The organism is Pseudomonas sp. NPDC090203, from assembly GCF_044746765.1.
Taxonomy (GTDB): Bacteria; Pseudomonadota; Gammaproteobacteria; order Pseudomonadales; family Pseudomonadaceae; genus Aquipseudomonas; species Aquipseudomonas putida_AD.
In genome coordinates this window covers 444,936-467,445 of the sequence record NZ_JBIVCV010000003.1, presented here as the reverse complement: position 1 = coordinate 467,445, position 22,510 = coordinate 444,936, and the positions used below count along the sequence as shown (strand labels likewise).

The window sequence follows — 22,510 nt, the reverse complement described above, 5'->3', positions numbered from 1 at the left end:
CAAGAAGGAGTGAGCGTAATGAAACGCCTGTTCATGCAGGAAGTCGCGACCCGGGACGGCTTCCAGAACGAAAAGACCTTTATCGAAACCGAGCACAAGATTGCCCTGATCGACTCGCTCAGCGAGTGTGGCTACGCCAAGATCGAAGTCACCTCGTTTACCTCGCCCAAAGCCATCCCCGCGCTGCGCGATGCCGAGGCGGTGATGGCCGGCATCCGGCGCAAGCCCGGAGTGGAGTACACCGTGCTGGTGCCCAACGTGCGCGGCGCGGAGCGAGCGCTTGGCTGCGGTATCGACGAAGCCAACCTGGTGATGTCGGTCAGCGAGCCGCACAACCGTTCGAACCTGCGCATGACCCGCGAGCAGTCCTTTGAGCAGTTGAGAGAGGTTATTGCTGTTGTCGGGAAGAGTCCGGTGGCGGTGAACGTATCGCTGTCGACGGTGTTCGGTTGCCCGATGCAGGGCGACGTGCCTGCCCGGGATGTGCTGGGCTGGGTCGAGCGTTTTGCGGTGCTGGGCGTGCGTGGCATCACGCTGTGTGACACTACGGGCATGGCCTACCCCTCGCAGGTCGAGTCACTGTCGCGGCAGGTCCGTGAGCGTTTTCCCGAGTTGCAGATCACGCTGCACTTTCACAACACGCGGGGCATGGCCCTGGCCAACACTCTCGCCGCGTTGCAGGCCGGAATCGACCGCTTCGACGCCTCCCTGGGCGGGCTGGGTGGTTGCCCCTACGCACCTGGCGCCAGTGGCAACGTCTGCATGGAAGATCTGGTCCATATGCTGGACCTGATGGGGTACGACACCGGCATGGATCTGGATCGGGTGCTGGCCGCATCGGCCAGGTTGCCCGGGCTGATCGGCCACCCGACGCCGAGTCAGATCCTCAAGGCCGGCCGCCGCCTGGACCTGCACCCGATCCCCGAGCATGTTCATTCACTGAGCAGGCAAGTCGCCAACGCCGAACTGGAGCGTGCGCCATGATCCACCACCTCGACCATCTGGTCCTGACCACCACCGATATTGCAGCCTGCAAGGACTTCTACGTGCGGGTAATGGGGATGCGCCTCGAGACCTTTGGCGCCGGGCGGACCGCCTTTCGTTTCGGCGATCAGAAGATCAACGTGCATGAGCAAGGGCGTGAGTTCGAACCCAAGGCGCACCTGCCGGTGCCGGGCGCCCTGGACCTGTGTTTCATCGCAAGTGTCGGGCTCGATGAAGTAATCGCGCACCTTCAGGCCCAGGCCTGGCCGATCGTCGAAGGCCCCGTGCAGCGCACCGGCGCCACCGGGCCGATCCGTTCGGTCTACGTGCGCGATCCGGACCTTAACCTGATCGAGATCTCCGAGCCGCTCGCGCCGAACGCACAATAAAGGATACGCCATGAATATCGTATTTCTCGACGGCGCGAGCCTGCCGTCTGCCTTGCCGCGCCCGGCGCAAGCCACGGTCTGGAACCTGCGTGAAAAAACCTCCCCCGACCAGGTGCTCGACGCCTTGCGGGATGCTGATGCAGCCATTACCAACAAGGTGCGTCTGGATCGTCCGACGCTGGAACAGCTACCGGGCCTGAAACTGATTTGCGTCGCGGCGACCGGCTACGACTGCGTCGACATCGCGGCCTGTCGCGATCAGGGCATCACGGTCTGCAACGTCCCGGCGTACAGCGCCGTCAGTGTCGCCGAATCGGTCATCGCATCGCTGTTCGCCCTGCGTCGCCATTTGCTCGCTTACCGCAGTTTCTCCGCCACCCAGTGGCCTGAGTCTTCGCATTTTTGCGTACACGGCGCGCCCATCGAAGACCTCCAGGGATCGACCCTTGGCATCGTCGGACGCGGCGATATCGGCAGCCGCGTGGCGCGCCTGGCGAAAGCGCTTGAAATCAATGTGCTGTTCGCCGAGCACCAGGGTGCCCAGCGGACAAGGGAAGGGTATACGGCTTTCGACGAGGTGCTGGCCAGGTCCGATGCACTGACCTTGCATTGCCCGCTGACACCCCAGACCCGCTATCTGATTGGCGCTGGCCAAATTTCCCGGATGAAGCCAGGCGCTGTCCTTATCAATACTGCACGGGGCGCGCTCGTCGATGAAAACGCAGTCCTCGCGGGGCTGGAGAGCGGCCAGTTGGCTGGCGCGGCACTGGACGTGCTGCACGTGGAGCCGCCCCGCGCCGACCACCCGTTGCTGCATCACACCCATCCCAATCTGTTGGTGACGCCGCATGTGGCCTGGGCCAGCCAGAGCAGCGTGGCCCGGCTCAAAACCGTCCTGGCCAGCAACATCGCGGCCTTCGCGGCCGGCAAGCCCGTCAATGTGGTGAGCTGAGCCGCCGCGACCTCAAAAATCCAACCCCATCAGGTAGAGCCATGACAAAAACAATCAGCTCTTCAATCGACACCCTTGCCGCTGCCCCCGCAACGGCACGGCGCAAGCCGATCTATCACCACCTGTACGTGCAGGTACTGTTCGCAATCATCCTCGGCGTGATCCTGGGGCATTACAGCCCGGCGCTGGGCGAGCAGATGAAGCCTTTGGGGGACACCTTCATCAAGCTCATCAAGATGCTAATTGCGCCGATCATCTTCTGCACCGTCGTCAGCGGCATCGCCGGCATGCAGAGTCTGAAACGAATTGGCCGGATCGGTTTCAAGTCGCTGCTGTACTTTGAAGTCCTGACCACCGTCGCGCTGGTGATCGGGCTGATCGGTGTCAACCTGTTCAAGCCCGGAGTGGGCATGCACATTGACCCGGCCACCCTCGACAGCACGGCCATCGCCGGTTACGCCAAGGCCGCGCATGACCAGAGCGTGGTGGGCTTTATCACCCATATCGTGCCGAGCACGGTGTTCGGCGCCTTTGCCGATGGCGAGATCCTGCAGGTCCTGTTTATCTCGGTCCTGTTCGCGTTCGGTCTGCAATTGCTGGGGGAAGCGGGGCGGCCGCTGCTGGACACCATTGACCTTGTGGCCAAGGCGTTCTTCCGGATGCTGAAGATCGTCATGTACCTGGCGCCGCTGGGGGCGTTCGGCGGCATGGCGTTCACCATCGGCAAATACGGCGTGCAGTCGCTGGGCGCCTACGTGAACCTGCTGGTGTGCTACTACGTCACGGGGCTTGTGTTCGTGTTCGTGGTGCTCAATGTCGTGGCGCGGATTGCAGGTTTCAGCCTCTGGAAGTTCCTCAAATACATCCGCGAGGAACTGGTGCTTGTGCTCGGGACTTCATCATCCGAATCGGCCTTGCCGCGGTTGATGGGCAAGCTTGAAAAACTCGGCTGCGAGAAGTCCACGGTGGGCCTGGTGGTGCCGTCCGGCTATTGCTTCAACCTGGATGGCAGCTGCATCAACATGACGGTGCTGGCGATCTTCATCGCCCAGGCGCTGGATATCGACGTATCGCTCTATCACCAGGTGACGCTGTTGCTGATCCTGCTGCTGACCTCCAAGGGCGCTGCCAGCGTTACCGGCGGTGCGTTCATCACCCTGGCGGCGACTCTGGCTTCGGTGGATGTGATTCCTGCGGCCGGTCTGGTGCTGGTATTGGGCGTCTACCGTTTCATTTCCGAAGGCGGAGCGCTCATCAACGTGATTGGCAACGGTGTGGCGACGCTGGTGGTGGCCCGTTGGGATGGCGCTCTGGATCGCGAGCAACTCAAGCGCGAGCTGGGCTAGTTTCAACCCAGGGGCTGCCCGTTCTCGGCCACCACGCCTGGCCGCTTACGATCAGCCCCTGCGTTGTTTTTCTCCGGTCCCGGCATTGGCAAGCATGCATCGTCTGGCCCATGCTTGGCGTTCACAGTCGTCATTGGCCCGGGAGAGAACGCTTGCATAACGAACCCGTCATTCGCCGCGCTGGCCCCGAGGATGTCGACAGCATCACGGCGCTGGTCCACGACGCCTACGCCCCGTACATTCCCCGCATCGGCCGCAAGCCGGCGCCCATGCTCGATGACTACCGGCAGGTGGTTGCGCAGCCCGGCACCTTCGTGCTGACCGATGCCGGGCAGGTGGTCGGGGTGCTGGTGATGATCGTCGAGGGCGACGGGCTGCTGCTGGAAAACATCGCCGTCGCGCCCGGCTTCAAAGGTAAAGGCGGCGGCAAGCGGCTGATGGCGTTCTGTGAGGAGTATGCGCTGAGCAACGGCTGCCACGCGGTGCGGCTGTATACCCATGAGCGGATGGTGGAGAACGTCGAGATCTACACCAGGCTTGGCTATCGCGAGACACACCGGGCGACCGAGAACGGTTTCGCCCGGGTGTTCATGTGCAAGGTGTTGGGCGTCGAGTGATGGATCAGAGCTCCATCACCATTTCATGCCACGCCATGCCGCCATGGTCGGAGTCCGACGGCTTGACGTAGCGGTAGCCCATGCGTGCGTACAGCTCGACATGCCGATCCTTGCACATCAGGTGGATGGTGCGTTTGCCCAGGCCGCGCATGTGTTGCACGAAGTGGCGCATCATCAGCGAGGCATAGCCTTTGCCCTGATGGGCGGGGTCCAGCACCACCGACATGATCACCACGTTCGGCGCGTCACTGTCGTGGCCGATCAGCTCCTTGAACGCCTCATCGGACATGACCACCTCATGGGCGCAGCCGCCGTTGATGAAGCCGATCACTTCGCCGTTCAGCTCCAGGATCTGGAAACCTTGCGGGTACTGGTCGATGCGGATAGCGATCTTTTCCCGGGTCGCGGCTTCGTCGCCTTCGTAGGCCGAGGTCTCGATCTGATAGCAGCGGGAGACGTCCGCCGGCGTGGCGTCGCGAAAAAGGGGCGTGTTCATGGTGACCTCGGGCAGGATTCGAGGCGCCATGATAGAAAAAACCCGAGGCGCTGGCCAATGCCCTCAACCGTTCACTCAATTCCCCCGTAGCAGTCCGGCTCGCCGGCGTTGGCGGTCTCAAGGGCCCCGACGCCGGCAAGCCGGACTGCTACGGGGCCGGGGGTGATCGCAAATTCCGGGCGTACCGAAACCCTGTGGGAGCGGGCTTGCCCGCGAATGCGTCAGGCCTGACGTTACGAGGGTGCCTGACCCACCCCTTTCGCGGGCGAGCCCGCTCCCACAGATCCAGACCAGACGGGGGCTGAGGTCAGGCCTGACGTTACGAGGGTGCCTGACCCACCCCTTTCGCGGGCGAGCCCGCTCCCACAGATCCAGACCAGACGGGGGCTGAGGTCAGGCGAGCGGCAGCCACAGGGTGATCTGCGTGCCTTCGCCGGGGCGGGAGGCGATATCGAGCCCGCCACCCGATTGCACCGCCAGGCCCTGAACCATCGACAACCCGAGCCCGGTGCCTTTGCCCGCGCCCTTGGTGGAGTAGAAGGGTTCCAGGCAGCTCTGCAGGATGTCTTGCGTCATCCCACAGCCAGTGTCAGCCACGGTCAGGCTGACATAGTGGCCAGCGGGCATCGAGCCATGGGGCGCGGACAGGGACTTCTCGGCGGCGGTTATCGACAACCGGCCGCCTTCGGGCATGGCATCACGGGCATTGACGGCGAGGTTGAGCACGGCCAGTTCCAGTTGCTGCGGGTCCACGAACACCTCGGGCAGGCTGGAAGGGATCGCGATGTCGAGGTCGATCCCCGCATCCAGCGAGCGTTCGACGAGGTCCTGGAGCTCGCCTACCAGATGCCCCAGGCTCACGCGCTCGGGCTTGAGGGTCTGGCGGCGGGCGAAGGTCAGCAGTTTGCCCACCAGCGCCCTTGCGCGTTCGGCGGCCTGCATGGCGCTGCTGGCCAGTCTCTGGGTGCCGGTGTCGTCAGTCCTGCGGCCGATGAGTTCCAGCGAAGCCAGGATCGGTGTCAGCAGGTTGTTGAAGTCATGGGCGATGCCGCCGCCGATCTGCCCGACCATCTCCATCTTGCGCGACTCGTGCAACTGCGCCAGAACCCTTTCCCGTTCGCCGACGATGCTGACCACGCGCTCTTCAAGTTCTTCATTGAGCCGCCGCAGATCGCGCTCGCCCTTGGCGTGGTTGATCCACAGCCAGGCAAGCTCGGCGACTTCCCGGGTCAGGCGCAGGTGGTGGCCGCCAAAGGTTTCCAGGGCGGCCGGCCTGATGCTCATGACGGCCGTCAGCTTGCCATGATGAATCACCGGAATGTCCACGCGGGCGGGCGGTTCGTGTTCAAGAAAGGCGAAGATATCAGGATCCGGCATGCCACTGCGGGCGCCGCTTTCATGGTGGAAGATCACGTAGCCTGCGCGCAACTGGCTCAGGGTCAGGCTGTCCCATTTCAGGATCTCGCCATCACGGAACAGCCGCCCGCGCTCGTAGGACTGGCGGCGTTCGAAGGTTTCGCCGTCGTCCTCGCTGATTGCAAAGCGAATGGTCTCAGGCTCGAATTCGTTGCCCAGTTGACGCAGCACATGGGCCTGGATGACATCCGGATCATTGAACGAAGGCAGTGCCTTGCCCAGCTCCACCAGAAAGGCCTGACGCCGCTCGAACTGCACTCGCTGGGTGGTTTCGGTGACGATGCACAGCACGCCGCCTACCGAGCCGTCCTGTTCGCGCACGGCCGAGTAGGACACGTCGAAATACACCGTTTCACCCCGGTCACTGCGCTTGATGTAGAAGGGGCGGTCCTTGGCGGAGAAGGTCTGGCCGGTCTCGCGCACGCCGCGCAGCAAGGGTTCGAGGTCATCCCAGAGTTCTGCCCAGTACTCCACGGCCGGCCGCCCTAGGGCACCGGGGTGTTTGTCGCCGATGGTGGGGGCGTAGGCGTCGTTGTACAACGCGACGTAGTGCGGGCCCCAGAAGATGACGATTTGCGCCTGAACGGGAAGGGTGGTCGCCATCAGCGTCTTCAGGCTGTGGGACCATTGCGTCGGCGGGCCGAGAGGCGAACGCTGATGCAGGGCGGATTTCAGCAGGCTGCTGACCTCGCCGGTGCCGGGCAAGAACCACGCCGCATCCGCAGCAATGCCTATGGCGTCTTCAGGTCGGAGTCGTTCCATGTAGGGTGGCACTTTTCGAGGGTGAACGGGCATGTGCTCTTAGAACCACGGCGATGGCTGACCGTTCCATCGCGCTTGGGCGATGGGAGAATACTGCATCCTGCCGTTCGACAGAACAACTCAAACCCGTAGCAGCACGGCTTGCAGGCGGGGCGTCCTGATGATCGCCGTCGCCGGCAAGCCGGACTGCTACCTGAGTATCAGTAGCCGCGATGTATGCGCCTTGCGCGCTGTTCGTAGCAGTCCGGCTTGCCGGCGTCGGCATACCCGGATGCCTCCTGAAGGCAAGGCCGGGCTCAGCCCTCGATCATTTCGCGGACCTTGGCCGTCAACTGGTCGAAGGCGAAAGGCTTGGTGATCATCTGCATGCCGGTCTCGAGGAAGCCCGCCCTGACGCCTGCGTTTTCCGCGTAACCGGTGATGAACAGCACCTTGAGTTCAGGCCGCATCTGGCGGCCGATATCGGCCAGTTGCCGGCCGTTCATGCCTGGCAGGCCGACGTCGCTGATCATCAGATCGATGCGCTGGCCAGATTCCAGGATAGGCACCGCACCCACCGCGTCTGCCGCTTCCAGATACGCATAGCCCAACTCGCCGAGGACCTGGCTGACCAGCGCCCGCACCGCCGGATCGTCCTCGACAATCAGAATCGTCTCGCCCTCCAGTGCCCCGGCCGGTGGGTGATCCAGTGCCACGTCCGCCTCATCCTTATTGCCATGGAAGCGGGGCAGGAACAGTTGCACGGTGGTGCCATGGCCCACTTGGCTGTCGATGGACACATGACCGTGGGACTGCTTGCTGAAGCCATAGATCATCGACAGGCCCAGCCCGGTGCCCTGGCCAATCGGTTTGGTGGTGAAGAATGGATCGAAGGCGCGGTTGATCACGTTTTCCGGCATGCCGCTGCCGGTGTCCGTGACGCTCAGCACCACGTAATCCCCGGGCAGCAGATTCTCGTGGGCGTTGGTGAAGTGGCGGTCCAGGTTGCGGTTGAAGGTTTCGATCATCAGCATGCCGCCGTTGGGCATGGCGTCCCGGGCATTGAGCACCAGGTTGAGCAGGGCGCTTTCGAGCTGGTTGGGGTCGGCTTCGGCGGTCCACAGTTGCGGGTCCAGGCACATGTCCAGGCTGATGCTCTCATTGACGCTGCGGTGCAGCAGTTCACCCATGGAGCGCACCAGCTCGTTCATCTCCACTGGCTTTGAGTCCAGCGACTGACGCCGGGAGAACGCCAGCAGCCGATGGGTGAGGGCGGCGGCGCGATTGGCCGAGGTCACGCCCAGGTCGATCAGGCCGTCCAGGTCGTCGGTGCGGCCACGGGCGATCCGCCGCCGCAGCAGTTCAAGGCTGCCGATGATGCCGGTGAGCATGTTGTTGAAGTCGTGGGCGATGCCGCCGGTGAGCTGGCCGACCGCTTCCATTTTCTGCGACTGGCGCAACACTTCTTCATTGTGGCGCAACTGCGAGGTGCGCTCCTCGACCTGTTGTTCGAGGGTTTCGTTGAGGCGCCGCAACTGGGTTTCAGCCCGTTTGCGCTCGGTAATGTCCGAGGTCACGCCCACCAGCAGGCTGACCCGCCCGTTGCGCCCGCGAATGGCCCGGGCGCGGGCGTCGACCCAGTGCAGCGAGCCATCGGCCCAGACGTTGCGAAACTCGATGATGAAATCTTCGCCGCTGTCCAGCGTGTGCTGCAGCGTTGACTGCATGCGCGGCTGATCCTCCGGGTACACCGACTCCAGCCAGTCGTGGTAGCTGAACGATGCGTGCTCATCGCGTCCGAAGTGCACCTTGCTGATCGCCGAGCAATCGAGCTGCAAGTGCTCGGCTTCCAGTTGCCATGAACCCAGCCGTCCGGCCTTGAGCGCGTGTTGCAGGCGCTGCTCGCTTTCGAGCAGATCCTCCATGCGGCTGCGGGCATCGTACTGCCGGCGCCGGCCGCGCACGGCAGTGGTCACCAGGCTGACCAGGGTCGCCGGGTGAAACGGCCGCTCGAGAAAGGTCACATTGCCCAGCATCTTGCCAAGCCGCGCAGAAGGGTTGTGTTCCGGCCCACCGTGGCGGGTCAGCAGCACGATGGGCAGGTCGGACCAGGCAGGCTGGTTCGCCAGGAGCGTCAGCCATGGATTGAGATCGACACCGCGCAGCGCCTCGTCGGCGACGATGGCAAGGCCGGCTCCGGATGCCATCTCCCGACACAGGCCCGCCAGATCGTGGGTGACCAGTGCCGGGAAGCCTGCTTCCTGCAGGATCATCAAGGCAATTTGGCTGTCGCGGCCGTGGGGCGCGAGAATGATTGCCCGTTCTGATAGTTGTCCCGGTGTGCTCACACTTCCTCATCCTGCAGTAGCGGATTGTTTTCGCCAAGGTACTGCGGCACCCCGCGCAAGACGCCCTGGAAGGCTTCCAGCGGCATGCCGATTCTAAGGCCGTTGCGGCTGATGCGGTATTCCCGGATGGTCGATTCGTGGCTGCCGGTGCGCTTCTTGATGATCGAGATGGCTCGACGCACCTTGCCCAGCGCCTCGAAGTAGCGCAACAGAATCACGGTGTCGGCCAGGTAAGTGATGTCCACCGGCGACTGCATGTCACCCACCAGGCCGTGTTGCGCCACGGTGATGAACGTCGATGCACCCTGGCGATTAAGGTACAGCAGCAGCTCATGGATGTGCAGCACCAGCGCATTTTCTTCCGGCATGGCGGCGCGGTAGCCGTTGACGCTGTCGATGACCACGGTGCGAATCTGCAACTCATCGACACTGCGCCGTACACGGTGGGAGAACTCACCGGGTGACAGTTCGGCGGCGTCCACTTGTTCGATCAGCAGATTGCCGGTTTCCTGCAGCGCAGCCAGATCGATCCCGACCTTGCGCATGCGCTCGAACAGCAGGCCGATTTCTTCATCGAAGATGAACAGGCCAACCCGCTCGCCGCGCATCACGGCGGCAGCTGCAAACACCAGGCTGACCAGCGACTTGCCGGTACCGGCAGGGCCGAGGATCAGGGTGCTGGAGCCGCTGTCGACGCCACCACCGAGCAACGCGTCAAGTTCCTCGATGCCGCTGCTCAACTGGTTGCTCCGGTAGGCGGAGCGGTGCTCGGCAGCCACCAGGCGCGGGAACACATGCACGCCATCTTCCAGGATGTTGAAGTCGTGATAACCGCCGCGATAGCGCTGGCCGCGATACTTCACCACCCGCAGGCGCCGACGCTCGGCACCGTAGTTGGGGGTCAGTTCCTCAAGGCGGATCACGCCGTGGGCCACGCTGTGCACGGTCTTGTCCAGCAGTTCGGTGGTCAGGTCATCGAGCAGGATGACGGTGGCGTCATACCGGGAGAAGTAGTGCTTGATCGCCAGGATCTGCCGACGATAGCGCAGCGAACTCTGGGCCAGCAGGCGGATTTCCGAGAGGCTGTCGATCACCACGCGCGACGGCTTGACCTGCTCGACGATGTCGAAGATCTGCCGGGTGGCCTCGCCCAGCTCAAGGTCCGAGGAGTACAGCAGGCTCTGCTGGTGCTCGGCATTGAGCAGGTCTTCGGGCGGGGTGAGCTCGAATACGCTGATCTGTTCGTCCAGTTCCCACCCGTGGGAGCGGGCGCCGTCGCGCAGTTCGCGCTCGGTCTCGGACAGCGTGATGTACAGGCAACGCTCGCCCGCTGCAGCGCCTGCCAGCAGAAATTGCAGGGCAACGGTGGTCTTGCCGGTGCCTGGTTCGCCTTCCAGAAGGAAGACGTGGCTGCGTGAAAGACCGCCGGACAGAATGTCGTCCAGGCCCACGATGCCGGTTGCTGCTTTTGATGTAGTCAAGTATCGCCCTCATGCGACTTGAGAAAGAGTGGCGAGCCGTCCTGAGACTGCCGCCGGGGCAACGAACATGACAAGGATGTGCGATTGCTCGCTGCCATCATTCTGGACCGTGCAGCCAGGCGGCGGTTCCATTCTTCGGGCCAAGGCAGACATGGACGGTCACTGATTCTGCTCGGCATTGGTCCGGCAAATGGCGCAACCGTGGCCTGCGACTGAAAATCGGGCTTGATATAGTCGCCCGTCTGGATTTCACACCCACCGCAGGCCATTCAAGGATCTTCGCCGTGTCCGACTACAGCGCTTTCAAGGTCGAACTGACCGACCACATCGCCCACGTGCAAATCAATCGCCCGGAAAAGATCAACGCCATGAACGCGGCGTTCTGGAGCGAGATCATCGATATTTTCCACTGGATCGAAGACACCGATGAAATCCGCGCGGTGGTGCTCAGCGGTGCGGGCAAGCATTTTTCTTCTGGCATCGACCTGATGATGCTGGCCCAGGTGGCCAACGAACTGGGCAAGGACGTGGGCCGCAACGCCCGGATGCTGCGGCGCAAGATCCTGCAGATGCAGGAGTCATTCAGCGTGGTCGACCGTTGCAGCAAGCCGGTGCTGGCGGCGGTGCAGGGCTACTGCATCGGTGGCGCCATCGACCTGATCAGCGCCTGCGACATGCGTTACGCAGCCGACGACGCGCTGTTTTCCATCCGCGAAATCGACATGGGCATGGCCGCCGATGTCGGCACCCTGCAACGCCTGCCCCGGCTGATCGGCGACGGCATGATGCGCGAGATGGCCTACACCGGGCGCAACGTGGACGCCAGCGAAGCGCTGCGCATCGGCCTGGTCAACCGCACCTTCGCCGATCATGAACAGTTGCTCGAAGGCGTGTTTGGCATCGCCCGGGAAATCGCCGCCAAGTCGCCGATTGCCGTCGCCGGCAGCAAGCGGATGATCGGCTACATGCGCGACCACAGTGTCGATGACGGGCTTGAATACGTTGCCACGTGGAACGCTGCCATGTTGCAATCAGCGGACCTTAAACTGGCCATGGTTGCCCACATGGGCAAACAGAAGCCGGTCTTCGACAATTGACCGGCAACCCCGGATTCGCAGGCACCCGACGCCGCCGAACCTGACGCGCACCTCTGTGGGCGCGCGCCGAGCGGCGAGGGTTGCCCATTAGAGGAGTGCTTTCATGACGCGCCCCAGGCGTTGGACCACCGCTGTGCTCGACACCCAGAGCGCAGGGGGTTGGGCCGTAGTTCACAGTGATCAGGGCTTCATGCTGGACGGCAACGGGGTGATGTTTCCCCGCCAGTGGCTCAAGCAGCAGGATCTGCCTTTGCTCAGCGAGCATGGCATCGGCCATTTCGACGGCGAGCCGGTCTACGTGCAGGTGCTCAAGCATGCGGTCGAGCTGCCTGGCACCCATTGGCAGACCTTGCGCCAGTTCATGCTGGCGGATGACATCGACGTTTTCCAGAAACTCGGTTACGCCGCGCAGATCAGCACCTGGGCGCGGGAACACCGCTTTTGCGGCAGTTGCGGCCAGGCGACGACCCAAGTTCCGGGCGAGCGGGCGATGTACTGCAAGGACTGCGACCTGCGCGCCTATCCGCGCATTTCACCGAGCATGATCGTGCTGGTGACCCGCGGCGATGAAGTGCTGCTGGCGCGCTCGCCGCGTTTCGTCACGGGGGTCTACAGCACCCTTGCAGGCTTTGCCGAGCCGGGGGAATCGGCCGAGGATTGCCTGCGCCGCGAGGTGATGGAGGAGGTGCGGATCAAGGTCAGGAACATCCAGTACAAGGGCAGCCAGTGCTGGCCGTTCCCGCACTCGATGATGCTGGGTTTCCACGCCGAGTATGAAAGCGGCGACATCGTGCCCCAGGCCGACGAGATCGAAGATGCGCAATGGTTCAGCATTCACGACATGCCGCCGTTACCGGCCAGCCGTTCCATTGCGCGTTACCTCATCGACCTGTATCTGGCCGAGCGCCTGGGTTTAGCTAAACCAGTGCTGCCAGGCCAGGCGGATGGTTAACGCCAGTACCACGGTGATGAACACCGGGCGGATGAACTTCGCGCCGCCCTGGATGGCGGTGCGGGCACCCAGGAACGCGCCGACCATCAGCGCCGAGCCCATGACCAGGCCAATCGCCCAGTCCACCGAGCCGTTGATGGCGAAGATCGTCAGGGCCGCCGCGTTGCTGACGAAGTTCATGCTGCGCGCCACGCCACTGGCCTTGACCAGATCCACCGGGTACATCAGCAGCGTGCTGACGGTCCAGAATGCGCCGGTGCCGGGGCCTGCGACACCGTCGTAGAAGCCCAGGCCGAAACCCTGGGGAAACTGCCAGCGGGTCTTGATCGGCGCGTCGCTGTCCAGCGGCGCCTTGGGCGTGCCGCCGAACAGCAGGTACAGGCCGCAACCGAAGACGATCACTGGCAGCATCTGGTTGAGCAGTTCGGCGGGCAGGTAATGCGCGACGACGGCCCCCACCAGTGCGCCGATCAGCGTGCCGATCAGGCCGCGTTTCCACTGCGCGGGATGGAACAGCTTGCGCCGGTAGAAGGTGAAGCTTGCCGTGGCCGAACCGAAGGTCGAGCTCAGCTTGTTGGTGCCCAGCACCAGGTGCGGTGGCAGACCGGCAGTGAGCAAGGCAGGGGTGGTCAGCAATCCGCCGCCACCGGCGATGGCATCGATGAAACCGGCAACGAAGGCGACAAGGGCGAGCACCAGCAGCGTGGTGGGGTCTACGGTGAGTTCGAACGGCATGGGCAAGGGCTTACTTGGCAGACGGGCAGAATGGCTGCCCGGAAGCGCGGCATTCTACCAGTGAGGATTGCCGTTTTGGTGCGGTATTGCTCTTGATTCTGCCCGGAGGGCGTAGGAGCGTAGCTTGCTCGCGATCTGCCGGGAACCGGCAGTAAACCCTGCCCACGCCGTACTGCTGACACGACTGAGGTGCTTGATTTTGCTACCGCTTCGCGGTAGATCGCGAGCAAGCTACGCTCCTACGGCCTCCGGCCAGAATCAAAAGCGGGTGAACGCTTCAGACATCCGAAACCGTCACCCACCGCATCTCCCTGGCCGCAATGCGAATGGCACTGGCCAGCCGTTCCACCTCAAGGGCCTCGGCGAAATCCGGCCCTTCGTTGCCTTTCCCGCATAACGCCTGGATCAGGGCATGGACCTCAAGGGTCTTCAACTCGTTGTACCCCAGCTGGTGCCCCGGCGCCGGGCAGAACGCCGCATAACCGGCTTGCGCGGGGCCCGCCAGAATCCGCTGGAAACCATCACGCCCCGGCGCCCCCGCGCGATACAGCCGCAGCTCGTTCAAGCGTTCCTGATCGAACGACAGAGTCCCCAGCGTGCCGCTGATTTCGAAGCTCAGGTGGTTCTTGTACCCATGCTTGAGCCAACTGCTGGCAAAGGTGCCCCGCGCGCCGTTGGCGAAGCGCAGCAGGGCGTAGGTCTGGTCGTCGATGCCGATCGCACGCTGCTCGTGACTGCCCTTGCTCGCCGGGCGTTGGCCGTGAACTGTCTGGGCGTCGGCGCACACCGCTTCGACATCGCCCAACAGATAGCGGGCCATGGCCAGCAAATGACTGCCCAGGTCCGCCAGCGCGCCACCGGCGTGGGCCTGCTCGCAACGCCAGGACCACGGCTGCTGCGGATCGCCCATGAAGTCTTCGCTGAATTCGCCCTGAAAGCTGATGATCTGCCCCAGCTCACCGCTTTCGATCATCTGCCGGGCGAGGCCGATCATCGGGTTGTGCTGGTAGTTGTAGCCGACCCGCGTGACCACGCCGGCCTTTTGCGCGGCCTGCTGCATGGCCCGGGCTTGCTCAAGGCTCACCGCTAGGGGCTTTTCGCAGTACACCGCCTTGCCCGCTTCCAGCGCAGCCATGGCCATGGGGTAGTGCAGATGATTGGGGGTGGTGATGGCCACGAGGTCCACGGCCGGATCGGCGATCAACTGTTGCCAGTCAGCGTGGCTGCGCTCGAAACCCCAGGAACGGGCGCATTGTTCGGCGCGGGCGGCATCGGCGTCGGCCAGGGCGCTGAGTTTGAGATTGACCGGGAGATCGAAGGTGGTGCGGGCATTCTGGAACGCCAGGGCGTGAGCCCGGCCCATGAAGCCCGTGCCGATCAGGCCGATGCCCAGGGTGGGGAGAGTCGATTCGCGCATGACAGCAGGTCCTTTGACGGGATGTTGTTATGCGGAAAATGTATTCGCTGCCGGGCTCGGATGGAATCATTATTCCATCAGCGAACCCTCAAATTCACCTCAGCCCTGTAGGAGCGCGCTTGCCCGCGATGGCGGTGTGCCTGCGCACGCTGTACCGCCTGAAATGGCGCGGTCGCGGGCAAGCGCGCTCCTACAGAGGTTGGGGGTCAGGACAGAAACCCGCCATCCACATTCAACGCCACGCCCGTGGTGTAGCTCGATGCATCGCTGGCCAGGTACAGCACGGTACCTGCCATCTCGCTCGGGTCGGCAACGCGCTTGAGCGGGATCTGCTGCAGCGCGGTGTTGAGGATCTTCTCGTTGCTGACCAGCGCCGAGGCGAATTTGGTGTCGGTCAGGCCCGGCAGCAGCGCATTGCAACGAATGCCGAACTGCGCGCATTCCTTGGCGAACACCTTGGTCATGTTGATGACCGCAGCCTTTGTCACCGAATAGATGCCCTGGAAGATACCCGGCGAGACGCCGTTGATCGACGCCACGTTGATGATGCTGCCGCCGCCGTGCTCGCGCATCAGCTTGCCGGCCTCCACGGACATGAAGAAATAGCCGCGAATGTTCACGTCCACTGTCTTCTGGAACGCGCCCAGGTCAGTGTCCAGCACATTGCAGAACTGCGGGTTGGTGGCCGCGTTGTTGACCAGGACGTCCAGCCGGCCGAATTCCTCACGAATGCGCGCGAAGACCGAGGTGATCTGCTCCATCTCACCGATGTGGCAGGCAATCGCAGTGGCCTTGCCGCCGTCAGCGATGATCGCATCGGCCACCTGCTGGCAGCCTTCGATCTTGCGGCTGGAGACGATGACGTGGGCGCCTTGCTGCGCGAGCAGCTTGGCGATGGCCTCGCCGATACCGCGACTGGCGCCGGAAACGAAGGCGATCTTGCCATCGAGGTCGAACAAGTGGGTCTTGGACATGTTGTCTTCCTTATCGTGTCGCAATCGTCAGAGGTTAGAGCGCGGAGCGGTCGATGACCTGCAGGGCCATGTGTTCCAGCAGCTTGTTCATGTGGATGAACTGGGCGAAGCGCTTGTCCTGGGTCTGGCCGTGGAAAAACCGGTAGTAGATTTGCTGCACGATGCCGGCCAGGCGGAACAGGCCATAGGTGTAATAGAAATCGAAATTGTCGATGCGGATTCCCGAACGTTCGGCGTAGTAGGCCACGAACTGCTCGCGGGTCAGCATGCCCGGCGCATGGCTGGGCTGGCGGCGCATCATCTGCACGGGTGCAGGGTCATTGGCTTCGATCCAGTAGGCCAGGCTGTTGCCCAGGTCCATCAGCGGATCGCCCAGGGTGGTTAGTTCCCAATCCAGTACGCCGATGATCTGCATCGGGTTGGCGGGGTCGAGGATCACATTGTCGAAGCGGTAATCGTTATGCACCAGGCTCGACACCGGGTGATCGGCAGGCTTCTTGTCGTCCAGCCAGCGCGCGACCTTCTCCCAGCTTGGCGCATCGGCGGTGCGGGCCTTCTCATAGCGCTCGGTCCAGCCGCGAATCTGGCGCTCGACGTAACCCTGGGGCTTGCCCAGATCGCCCAGGCCGCAGGCGTTGTAGTCGACCTGGTGCAGGTCCACCAGTTTGTCGATGAAGCTCTTGCACAGGGCCTCGGTCTGCGCAGCGTCGAAGTTCAGCTCGGCAGGCAGCTCGGAGCGCAGGATGATGCCCTTGACCCGCTCCATGACGTAGAACTCGGCGCCGAGTACCGCTTCATCGGTGCAGTGCACGTAGGCCTTGGGGCAATACGGGAAGGCGTCCTTGAGCTGGTTGAGAATGCGGAATTCGCGGCCCATGTCGTGGGCGCTCTTGGCCTTGTGGCCGAAAGGCGGACGGCGCAGGACGAACTCCTGATCGGGGTAGGCCAACAGGTAGGTGAGGTTGGAGGCCCCGCCGGGAAACTGGCTGATCTGCGGCTCGCCACGCAGGCCCGGAATCTGGGCCTTGAGGTAAGGGTCGATAAGCGCAGCGTCGAGTTCTTCGCCGGATCGAACCTGGGTGGACTGGTCGGTTAAGGCCATGCTTATCCCTGCTGTTTATTTTGGTTGGTCAGGATCATTGGCTAATCTAATGCGAGCAAGGCTCTGGAACAACGTGCACGGGGCCTTATAGGCAAGCGTGTTACAGGGCGATCAGCCGCTTTGATTCGCGGTGTGCATAAACCGTAGAGCAAAAAAAACCGAAGCCCGGAGGCTTCGGTCTGGCTCGATCTCTGTAGGAGCGCGCTTGCCCGCGATGGCGGTGTGCCTGCGCACGCTGTGCCGTCTGAAACGGTCGCGGGCAAGCGCGCTCCTACAGGGGTTGTTGCCACGTCTTACGACGGAAACAGCTCGCTCAGCTTCATCGCCAGCATCATGTCGCCTTCGGCGCGCAGCTTGCCGCCCATGAAGGCCTGCATGCCGTCGGTTTCGCCGGAAACGATGCCCGCCAGGGTCTCGCCGTCCATCACCAGGGTCACCTGGGCGTCAGGGTTTTCGCCTTCCTGCAGTTCGCAGGTCTTGTCCTTGACGATCAGCGAGAAGTGCTTGGATTCGTCGATACGGAAACCGAACACCAGGTCCAGGCCGGCAGCGGCGCTTGGGTCGAACTTGGCTTTCATGGCTTGTACGGCATCGGCTACGGAAGTCATGGTGTCATCCTTTTAGATAAGTGATTTGCAGGCACCTTGCGGTGCGTTTGGCCGGGCTCAGCGGTAGGTGATGAGCTCCGGCGCCTTCATCAGTTGCAGATGGGCACTACTGTTGAAGGAAGCCAGGGACACCTCGCGACCACGGAACTTCAGATGGTTGAGCGAGGTGTTGACGATTTGCCAGTTGAGCTCGAACGCCTGCAGCGCGGGCATCTGAGTGATCTGGTGGAGCAGGGCGGTGATGGTTCCGCCCGAGGTAAATACGGCGATACGCTCGCTTGGAGCTGCGCTGTCGAGAATCCGCCCAAGGCCAGCCTGCGCCTGGGCGACGAATGCCAGCCAGCTTTGCAGTGCCGGGGTGTCGTGCTCGCCGCCCAGCCAGCGGCCAATGATCAGCGCGAACAGACGCTGGAACTCGGCGCGGTTGTGCGCGGCGTTGCGCATGATCTCCAGCGCTTCGGGTTCATCGGGAAGCATCGCCGGCAGCAGCGCGCGGATCACGCCTTCGGCATCGAATTCATTGAAGCCGGGGTCGATTTCCAGCGCGGGCTGTTTGAAACCGGCGGCGTCCAGCTGGGCCATCACCGTTTCGCCCGTATGACGCTGGCGGAACAGGCTGCCGCTGATGCAACGGTCGAAGCTCAGACCCAGTTGTGCCAGGTGCGCGCCGAGCACTTCTGCCTGACGATAGCCGGTGGGCGACAGAACGTCGTAATCGTCCGCACCAAAGGAGGCCTGGCCATGTCTTATGAGGTAGATGCTGCCCACGTTCGCGTCATCCCGACACGCTGAAAGTGAAGCGAGGTTATGAGCAGGGTGCAGGGTCTGTCAATAAAAAAACATACGCTTGTTTGAATTGTGCGATTGTCATGATCTTTGACAGTCGTGTAGCTGGCCCGGCGCGAGGCGCGCCGGTATGCTGGGCTCATTCGCGATTTGTGAACGGGCCTTGGTTCAAGGTTCTGACGTGCAGGTAAGGAGCCTCTGTGGAGTTCATTTTCGATTACGCCAGCTTCCTGGCAAAGACCGTGACCGTGGTGGTTGCCATCGTCATGGTGCTGATTGTCATCGCTTCGCTGCGCGGCCGCGGTCGTCGCGGTGGTGGCGGGCAGTTGCATGTGACCAGGCTCAACGATTTCTACAAGGGCCTGCGTGACCGCCTGGAAGGCTCGCTGCTGGACAAGGCGCGGCTCAAGGCGCTGCGCAAGTCCCAGGCCAAGGAGCTGAAAAAGGACAAGAAACAGGTCGAAGTCAAGCCGCGCGTCTATGTGCTGGATTTCGACGGCGACATCAAGGCGTCGGCCACTGAAAGCATGCGCCACGAGATCACCGCGTTGCTGTCGCTGGCCACCGAGAAGGACGAAGTGGTGCTGCGCCTGGAAAGCGGTGGCGGCATGGTCCACAGCTACGGGCTGGCCTCCTCGCAACTGGCGCGGATTCGTCAGGCCGGCATTCCGCTGACCATTTGCATCGACAAGGTCGCGGCCAGCGGCGGCTACATGATGGCGTGTATCGGCAACCGCATCATCAGTGCGCCTTTCGCCGTGCTGGGTTCCATTGGGGTGGTGGCGCAACTGCCCAACGTCAACCGTCTGCTGAAGAAGCACGACATCGACTTTGAAGTGCTGACGGCCGGTGAATACAAGCGCACGCTGACGGTGTTTGGCGAAAACACCGAGAAGGGCCGTGAGAAGTTCCAGCAGGACTTGGACATCACCCACGAGCTGTTCAAGAACTTCGTCGCCAGCTATCGCCCGCAGTTGCAGATCGATGAAGTGGCGACCGGTGAGGTGTGGCTGGGCATGGCAGCCAAGGACAAGCTGCTGGTGGACGAACTGAAGACCAGTGACGAGTACCTGGCCGACAAGGCCAAGACCGCCGAGGTGTTCCATTTGCATTATGCCGAGCGCAAGAGTCTGCAGGAGCGCGTCGGCCTTGCGGCCAGCACCTCGGTGGATCGCCTGGTGACCGGCTGGTGGAGCCGCCTGACCCAGCAGCGGTTCTGGTAAACCGCGATGATTTCATTGCGCTGAGTCTGTGGGAGCGAGCTTGCTCGCGAAGGCGTCGGGTCGGATTTGTAAGATGTGTTGCACGTACCGGCCCTTTCGCGAGCAAGCTCGCTCCCACAGGGTTGGGTGTATGTCCCAAACAAAAAAGCCCCGGCTTCGTAAGAAACCGGGGCTTTTTGTTGCTGGCCGAAAGGTCGGCTTAGCGACGACGGAACAGCGGCAGCGGCTCGTCGGTTGCAGCCTGGTACGTCACGGAGAAGTCCTTGAGACTCTCCAGCGCTTCGTACGGGTCTTTGTCCGCGCGGATGGCGAAGGCGTCGAAGCCGCAACGATGCAGGTAGAACAACTGGTCGCGCAGCACGTCGCCAATGGCCCGCAGCTCGCCCTTGAAGCCGTAGCGATCACGCAACAGGCGCGCATTGGAATAGCTGCGACCATCGGTGAACGCCGGGAAGTTCAGGGCGATGACCTGGAAGTGCTTGATGTCATCGCCGATTTCCTCGGCTTCTTCGTCGCTGTCCAGCCACACGCCCAGGCCGCCGTCGCGGGCCTTGAGCGCGTGACCATGGTCGCGCCACAGGGTCAGTGGCACGATCAGGTCGTCGCAGTTGGACAGGCTGTCGAACTCGGTGTCCTTGGGCAGCAGGTGCCAGGTCTCGTCGATGACTTCGTTGTTCTTAATGATTCGCTGCATAGACGCGCTCCTTGAAAGGGTCGATGCCGATACGCTGGTAGGTGTCGATGAAGCGTTCGTCTTCGGTACGTTTCTCAACGTAGACGTCGATCAGCTTCTCGATCACATCCGGCATGGCGTCCTGTGCGAAGGAAGGGCCGAGGATCTTGCCCAGGCTGGCATCGCGGCTGGCGCTGCCACCCAGGGATACCTGATAGAACTCTTCGCCTTTCTTGTCCACGCCCAGAATGCCGATGTGGCCGACGTGGTGGTGACCACAGGCGTTCATGCAGCCGGAAATGTTCAGGTCCAGTTCGCCGATGTCGAACAGGTAGTCCAGGTCGTCGAAACGGCGCTGGATGGATTCGGCAATCGGGATCGACTTGGCGTTGGCCAGCGAGCAGAAGTCGCCGCCCGGGCAGCAGATGATGTCGGTCAGCAGGCCGATGTTCGGCGTGGCGAAACCGCCTTCACGCAGCTCGCCCCAGAGGGTGAACAGCTGGCTCTGCTCGACGTCGGCCAGAATGATGTTCTGCTCGTGGGAGGTGCGCAGTTGGCCGAAGCTGTAGCGATCGGCCAGATCGGCGATGGCGTCCAGTTGCTTGTCGGTGACATCGCCAGGCGCAACGCCCGTCGGCTTGAGCGACAGGGTCACGGCCACGTAGCCCGGTTTCTTGTGAGCCAGCACGTTGCGCGAGCGCCAGCGGGCAAAGCCTGCGTGCTCCTGGTCCAGGTTCGCAAGTTCGGCGCTGTAGTCGGCCAGTGCCTTGTACTCCGGATCGACGAAGTGCTTGGCGACGCGATGCACTTCGGCTTCGGTCAGGGTGGTCTGGCCGCCGCGCAGGTGGGCCATTTCGGCCTCGACCTTCTCGGCGAAGACTTCAGGCGTGAGCGCCTTGACCAGGATCTTGATCCGGGCCTTGTATTTGTTGTCGCGACGGCCGTAGCGGTTGTAGACCCGCAGGATGGCGTCCAGGTAGCTCAACAGGTCCTGCCAGGGCAGGAATTCGTTGATGAACGCACCGACCACCGGGGTACGGCCCAGACCGCCGCCCACCAGCACGCGGAAGCCCAGTTCGCCAGCGGCGTTCTTGACCGGCTCAAGGCCGATGTCGTGGACTTCGATGGCGGCGCGGTCGGAGGTGGAACCGTTGATCGCGATCTTGAACTTGCGCGGCAGGTACGCGAATTCAGGGTGGAAGGTGGTCCACTGACGCACGATCTCGCACCATGGGCGCGGGTCAACCAGCTCGTCGGCTGCGACGCCGGCAAACTGGTCCGTGGTGACGTTGCGCAGGCAGTTGCCGCTGGTCTGGATCGCGTGCATCTGCACAGTCGCCAGTTCAGCCAGGATGTCAGGGATGTCTTCCAGCGCCGGCCAGTTGAACTGCACGTTCTGGCGGGTGCTGATGTGCGCGTAGCCCTTGTCGTAGTCGCGGGCGATTTTCGCCAGCATGCGCACCTGGCGCGCCGTCAACTGGCCGTAAGGCACAGCCACGCGCAGCATCGGGGCGAAGCGCTGGACATAGAGGCCGTTTTGCAGGCGAAGCGGGCGGAACTCTTCTTCGCTCAGCTCGCCGGCCAGATAGCGGCGGGTCTGGTCGCGGAACTGCTTGACGCGGTCCTCGACGATCCGCTGATCGTACTCGTCATATACGTACATGGTGGTCCTGTTCTCAGGCGGTTCACTGCTGCTTGGACCAACTGAGAGGCGATGCTATGCCGCCTGCATTCAGGGTCCGAAACAAATCTGCGCGCACGGTCGCGCAGCCTCCAACGAGGCCGGGGGGACAATAGCAGTTTGAGAATATGCGCAAAAGTGATGTTTCTTTATATGCAAATAGCTAAAAGCGATAAGCAACCCGTCGGCTGCTCATGACCACACTTGTGAGAGGGATAACCCTGGACTTTACTCAGGTTCAGGCCGGGGTCAACCGTCTTCGGTCAGTTCCATGTCTCATCGACAATAAGACAGACAAGAGGCGATGCAATGAGCCGATCCCACCCTAAACCTGCCAAGTCCGACAGTCACGTAGACGCCTGGGCGATTCTCTTTATCATCATTCTGGTCGTAGGCGCTGCGGTGTTCTGGGTGAGTCACCAGTAACGCCGGCACCGGGTATCAATGCGCGGGGTAGAGCTTACCCGACGCTTGCCGATAAGGTATAAGCAG

At 62.6% G+C, this 22,510-nt stretch carries 20 protein-coding genes; 8 read left to right on the top strand and 12 right to left on the bottom strand.

What is annotated here, in order from left to right; genetic code table 11:
• Nucleotides 1-18 precede the first annotated feature (18 nt).
• From ACIPO9_RS07545 to ACIPO9_RS07525, 5 genes are all read left to right on the top strand, one after another.
• Nucleotides 19-984, top strand: coding sequence for a hydroxymethylglutaryl-CoA lyase (locus ACIPO9_RS07545; protein ID WP_400779753.1), 966 nt, complete (start codon nucleotides 19-21; stop codon nucleotides 982-984).
• Nucleotides 981-1,373, top strand: coding sequence for a VOC family protein (locus ACIPO9_RS07540; protein WP_400779751.1), 393 nt, complete (start codon nucleotides 981-983; stop codon nucleotides 1,371-1,373). Before ACIPO9_RS07545 ends, ACIPO9_RS07540 begins: the two co-directional genes overlap by 4 nt.
• A gap of 10 nt (nucleotides 1,374-1,383) precedes the next feature.
• Nucleotides 1,384-2,325 (top strand): D-2-hydroxyacid dehydrogenase, encoded by a 942-nt coding sequence (locus ACIPO9_RS07535; RefSeq protein WP_400779749.1) that lies wholly within the window; start codon nucleotides 1,384-1,386, stop codon nucleotides 2,323-2,325.
• A gap of 41 nt (nucleotides 2,326-2,366) precedes the next feature.
• Nucleotides 2,367-3,671 carry a C4-dicarboxylate transporter DctA gene (gene dctA, locus ACIPO9_RS07530; RefSeq protein ID WP_274130316.1) on the top strand — a complete coding sequence of 435 codons (1,305 nt, stop codon included), beginning with the start codon at nucleotides 2,367-2,369 and terminating at the stop codon, nucleotides 3,669-3,671.
• A 152-nt stretch (nucleotides 3,672-3,823) separates the two neighbouring features.
• The gene (locus ACIPO9_RS07525; protein ID WP_400610624.1) at nucleotides 3,824-4,288 is read left to right on the top strand and encodes a GNAT family N-acetyltransferase; all 465 of its coding nucleotides are present in this window, start codon (nucleotides 3,824-3,826) and stop codon (nucleotides 4,286-4,288) included.
• Between the two features lie 4 nt (nucleotides 4,289-4,292).
• Here the strand turns inward: ACIPO9_RS07525 and ACIPO9_RS07520 are convergent, their stop codons facing one another.
• The 4 genes from ACIPO9_RS07520 to ACIPO9_RS07505 all read right to left on the bottom strand — a co-directional run bounded on the left by ACIPO9_RS07520 (nucleotide 4,293) and on the right by ACIPO9_RS07505 (nucleotide 10,770).
• Complete coding sequence (locus ACIPO9_RS07520) at nucleotides 4,293-4,784, bottom strand: GNAT family N-acetyltransferase (protein WP_400779747.1); 492 nt, start codon at nucleotides 4,782-4,784, stop codon at nucleotides 4,293-4,295.
• A 393-nt stretch (nucleotides 4,785-5,177) separates the two neighbouring features.
• On the bottom strand, nucleotides 5,178-6,962 hold the full coding sequence (locus ACIPO9_RS07515) for an ATP-binding protein (RefSeq protein ID WP_400779745.1): 1,785 nt from the start codon (nucleotides 6,960-6,962) through the stop codon (nucleotides 5,178-5,180).
• Between the two features lie 296 nt (nucleotides 6,963-7,258).
• The gene (locus ACIPO9_RS07510; RefSeq protein WP_400779743.1) at nucleotides 7,259-9,289 is read right to left on the bottom strand and encodes a response regulator; all 2,031 of its coding nucleotides are present in this window, start codon (nucleotides 9,287-9,289) and stop codon (nucleotides 7,259-7,261) included.
• Nucleotides 9,286-10,770 (bottom strand): ATPase domain-containing protein, encoded by a 1,485-nt coding sequence (locus ACIPO9_RS07505; protein ID WP_274130311.1) that lies wholly within the window; start codon nucleotides 10,768-10,770, stop codon nucleotides 9,286-9,288. The genes ACIPO9_RS07510 and ACIPO9_RS07505 overlap by 4 nt, the downstream gene beginning before the upstream one ends.
• A 284-nt stretch (nucleotides 10,771-11,054) precedes the next feature.
• On the opposite strand from ACIPO9_RS07505, the gene ACIPO9_RS07500 reads away from it, so the two are divergent.
• Both ACIPO9_RS07500 and nudC read left to right on the top strand, forming a co-directional pair.
• Nucleotides 11,055-11,867, top strand: a complete 813-nt coding sequence (locus ACIPO9_RS07500; RefSeq protein WP_400779741.1) for a crotonase/enoyl-CoA hydratase family protein — start codon at nucleotides 11,055-11,057, stop codon at nucleotides 11,865-11,867.
• Between the two features lie 103 nt (nucleotides 11,868-11,970).
• Nucleotides 11,971-12,819, top strand: a complete 849-nt coding sequence (gene nudC, locus ACIPO9_RS07495) for an NAD(+) diphosphatase (RefSeq protein WP_274130308.1) — start codon at nucleotides 11,971-11,973, stop codon at nucleotides 12,817-12,819.
• On the opposite strand, the gene ACIPO9_RS07490 is transcribed toward nudC, so the two are convergent.
• The 6 genes from ACIPO9_RS07490 to ACIPO9_RS07465 all read right to left on the bottom strand — a co-directional run bounded on the left by ACIPO9_RS07490 (nucleotide 12,781) and on the right by ACIPO9_RS07465 (nucleotide 18,423).
• Nucleotides 12,781-13,554, bottom strand: a complete 774-nt coding sequence (locus ACIPO9_RS07490; RefSeq protein ID WP_400779739.1) for a TSUP family transporter — start codon at nucleotides 13,552-13,554, stop codon at nucleotides 12,781-12,783. The two genes, nudC and ACIPO9_RS07490, sit on opposite strands and share 39 nt — an antisense overlap.
• 277 nt (nucleotides 13,555-13,831) lie before the next feature.
• Nucleotides 13,832-14,971, bottom strand: a complete 1,140-nt coding sequence (locus ACIPO9_RS07485; RefSeq protein ID WP_400779737.1) for a Gfo/Idh/MocA family protein — start codon at nucleotides 14,969-14,971, stop codon at nucleotides 13,832-13,834.
• Between the two features lie 206 nt (nucleotides 14,972-15,177).
• Complete coding sequence (locus tag ACIPO9_RS07480) at nucleotides 15,178-15,945, bottom strand: SDR family oxidoreductase (protein WP_400779735.1); 768 nt, start codon at nucleotides 15,943-15,945, stop codon at nucleotides 15,178-15,180.
• 34 nt (nucleotides 15,946-15,979) lie between these two features.
• Nucleotides 15,980-17,047 (bottom strand): phosphotransferase family protein, encoded by a 1,068-nt coding sequence (locus tag ACIPO9_RS07475; protein WP_400779733.1) that lies wholly within the window; start codon nucleotides 17,045-17,047, stop codon nucleotides 15,980-15,982.
• 293 nt (nucleotides 17,048-17,340) lie between these two features.
• Entirely contained in the window at nucleotides 17,341-17,655 is a 315-nt protein-coding gene (locus ACIPO9_RS07470) for an SCP2 sterol-binding domain-containing protein (protein WP_274130299.1), read from the bottom strand.
• A 57-nt stretch (nucleotides 17,656-17,712) separates the two neighbouring features.
• Nucleotides 17,713-18,423, bottom strand: a complete 711-nt coding sequence (locus ACIPO9_RS07465; RefSeq protein ID WP_400779731.1) for a histidine phosphatase family protein — start codon at nucleotides 18,421-18,423, stop codon at nucleotides 17,713-17,715.
• A 218-nt stretch (nucleotides 18,424-18,641) separates the two neighbouring features.
• Here ACIPO9_RS07465 and sohB point away from each other — a divergent pair, with 218 nt between their 5' ends.
• Complete coding sequence (gene sohB, locus ACIPO9_RS07460) at nucleotides 18,642-19,664, top strand: protease SohB (RefSeq protein ID WP_400779729.1); 1,023 nt, start codon at nucleotides 18,642-18,644, stop codon at nucleotides 19,662-19,664.
• A gap of 199 nt (nucleotides 19,665-19,863) precedes the next feature.
• Here the strand turns inward: sohB and ACIPO9_RS07455 are convergent, their stop codons facing one another.
• Nucleotides 19,864-20,358, bottom strand: a complete 495-nt coding sequence (locus tag ACIPO9_RS07455; protein WP_274130295.1) for a DUF934 domain-containing protein — start codon at nucleotides 20,356-20,358, stop codon at nucleotides 19,864-19,866.
• Complete coding sequence (locus ACIPO9_RS07450; RefSeq protein ID WP_274130293.1) at nucleotides 20,342-22,000, bottom strand: nitrite/sulfite reductase; 1,659 nt, start codon at nucleotides 21,998-22,000, stop codon at nucleotides 20,342-20,344. The genes ACIPO9_RS07455 and ACIPO9_RS07450 overlap by 17 nt, the downstream gene beginning before the upstream one ends.
• Between the last annotated feature and the right edge of the window lie 510 nt (nucleotides 22,001-22,510).

Excerpts from the sequence above, each read along its gene's own strand:
- ACIPO9_RS07545 (WP_400779753.1), top strand. The coding sequence starts at position 19 with ATGAAACGCCTGTTCATGCAGGAAGTCGCGACCCGGGACGGCTTCCAG.
- ACIPO9_RS07540 (WP_400779751.1), top strand. The coding sequence starts at position 981 with ATGATCCACCACCTCGACCATCTGGTCCTGACCACCACCGATATTGCA.
- ACIPO9_RS07535 (WP_400779749.1), top strand. The coding sequence starts at position 1,384 with ATGAATATCGTATTTCTCGACGGCGCGAGCCTGCCGTCTGCCTTGCCG.
- dctA (WP_274130316.1), top strand. The coding sequence starts at position 2,367 with ATGACAAAAACAATCAGCTCTTCAATCGACACCCTTGCCGCTGCCCCC.
- ACIPO9_RS07520 (WP_400779747.1), bottom strand. The coding sequence starts at position 4,784 with ATGAACACGCCCCTTTTTCGCGACGCCACGCCGGCGGACGTCTCCCGC.
- ACIPO9_RS07515 (WP_400779745.1), bottom strand. The coding sequence starts at position 6,962 with ATGGAACGACTCCGACCTGAAGACGCCATAGGCATTGCTGCGGATGCG.
- nudC (WP_274130308.1), top strand. The coding sequence starts at position 11,971 with ATGACGCGCCCCAGGCGTTGGACCACCGCTGTGCTCGACACCCAGAGC.
- ACIPO9_RS07490 (WP_400779739.1), bottom strand. The coding sequence starts at position 13,554 with ATGCCGTTCGAACTCACCGTAGACCCCACCACGCTGCTGGTGCTCGCC.
- ACIPO9_RS07485 (WP_400779737.1), bottom strand. The coding sequence starts at position 14,971 with ATGCGCGAATCGACTCTCCCCACCCTGGGCATCGGCCTGATCGGCACG.
- ACIPO9_RS07480 (WP_400779735.1), bottom strand. The coding sequence starts at position 15,945 with ATGTCCAAGACCCACTTGTTCGACCTCGATGGCAAGATCGCCTTCGTT.
- ACIPO9_RS07475 (WP_400779733.1), bottom strand. The coding sequence starts at position 17,047 with ATGGCCTTAACCGACCAGTCCACCCAGGTTCGATCCGGCGAAGAACTC.
- ACIPO9_RS07470 (WP_274130299.1), bottom strand. The coding sequence starts at position 17,655 with ATGACTTCCGTAGCCGATGCCGTACAAGCCATGAAAGCCAAGTTCGAC.
- ACIPO9_RS07455 (WP_274130295.1), bottom strand. The coding sequence starts at position 20,358 with ATGCAGCGAATCATTAAGAACAACGAAGTCATCGACGAGACCTGGCAC.
- ACIPO9_RS07450 (WP_274130293.1), bottom strand. The coding sequence starts at position 22,000 with ATGTACGTATATGACGAGTACGATCAGCGGATCGTCGAGGACCGCGTC.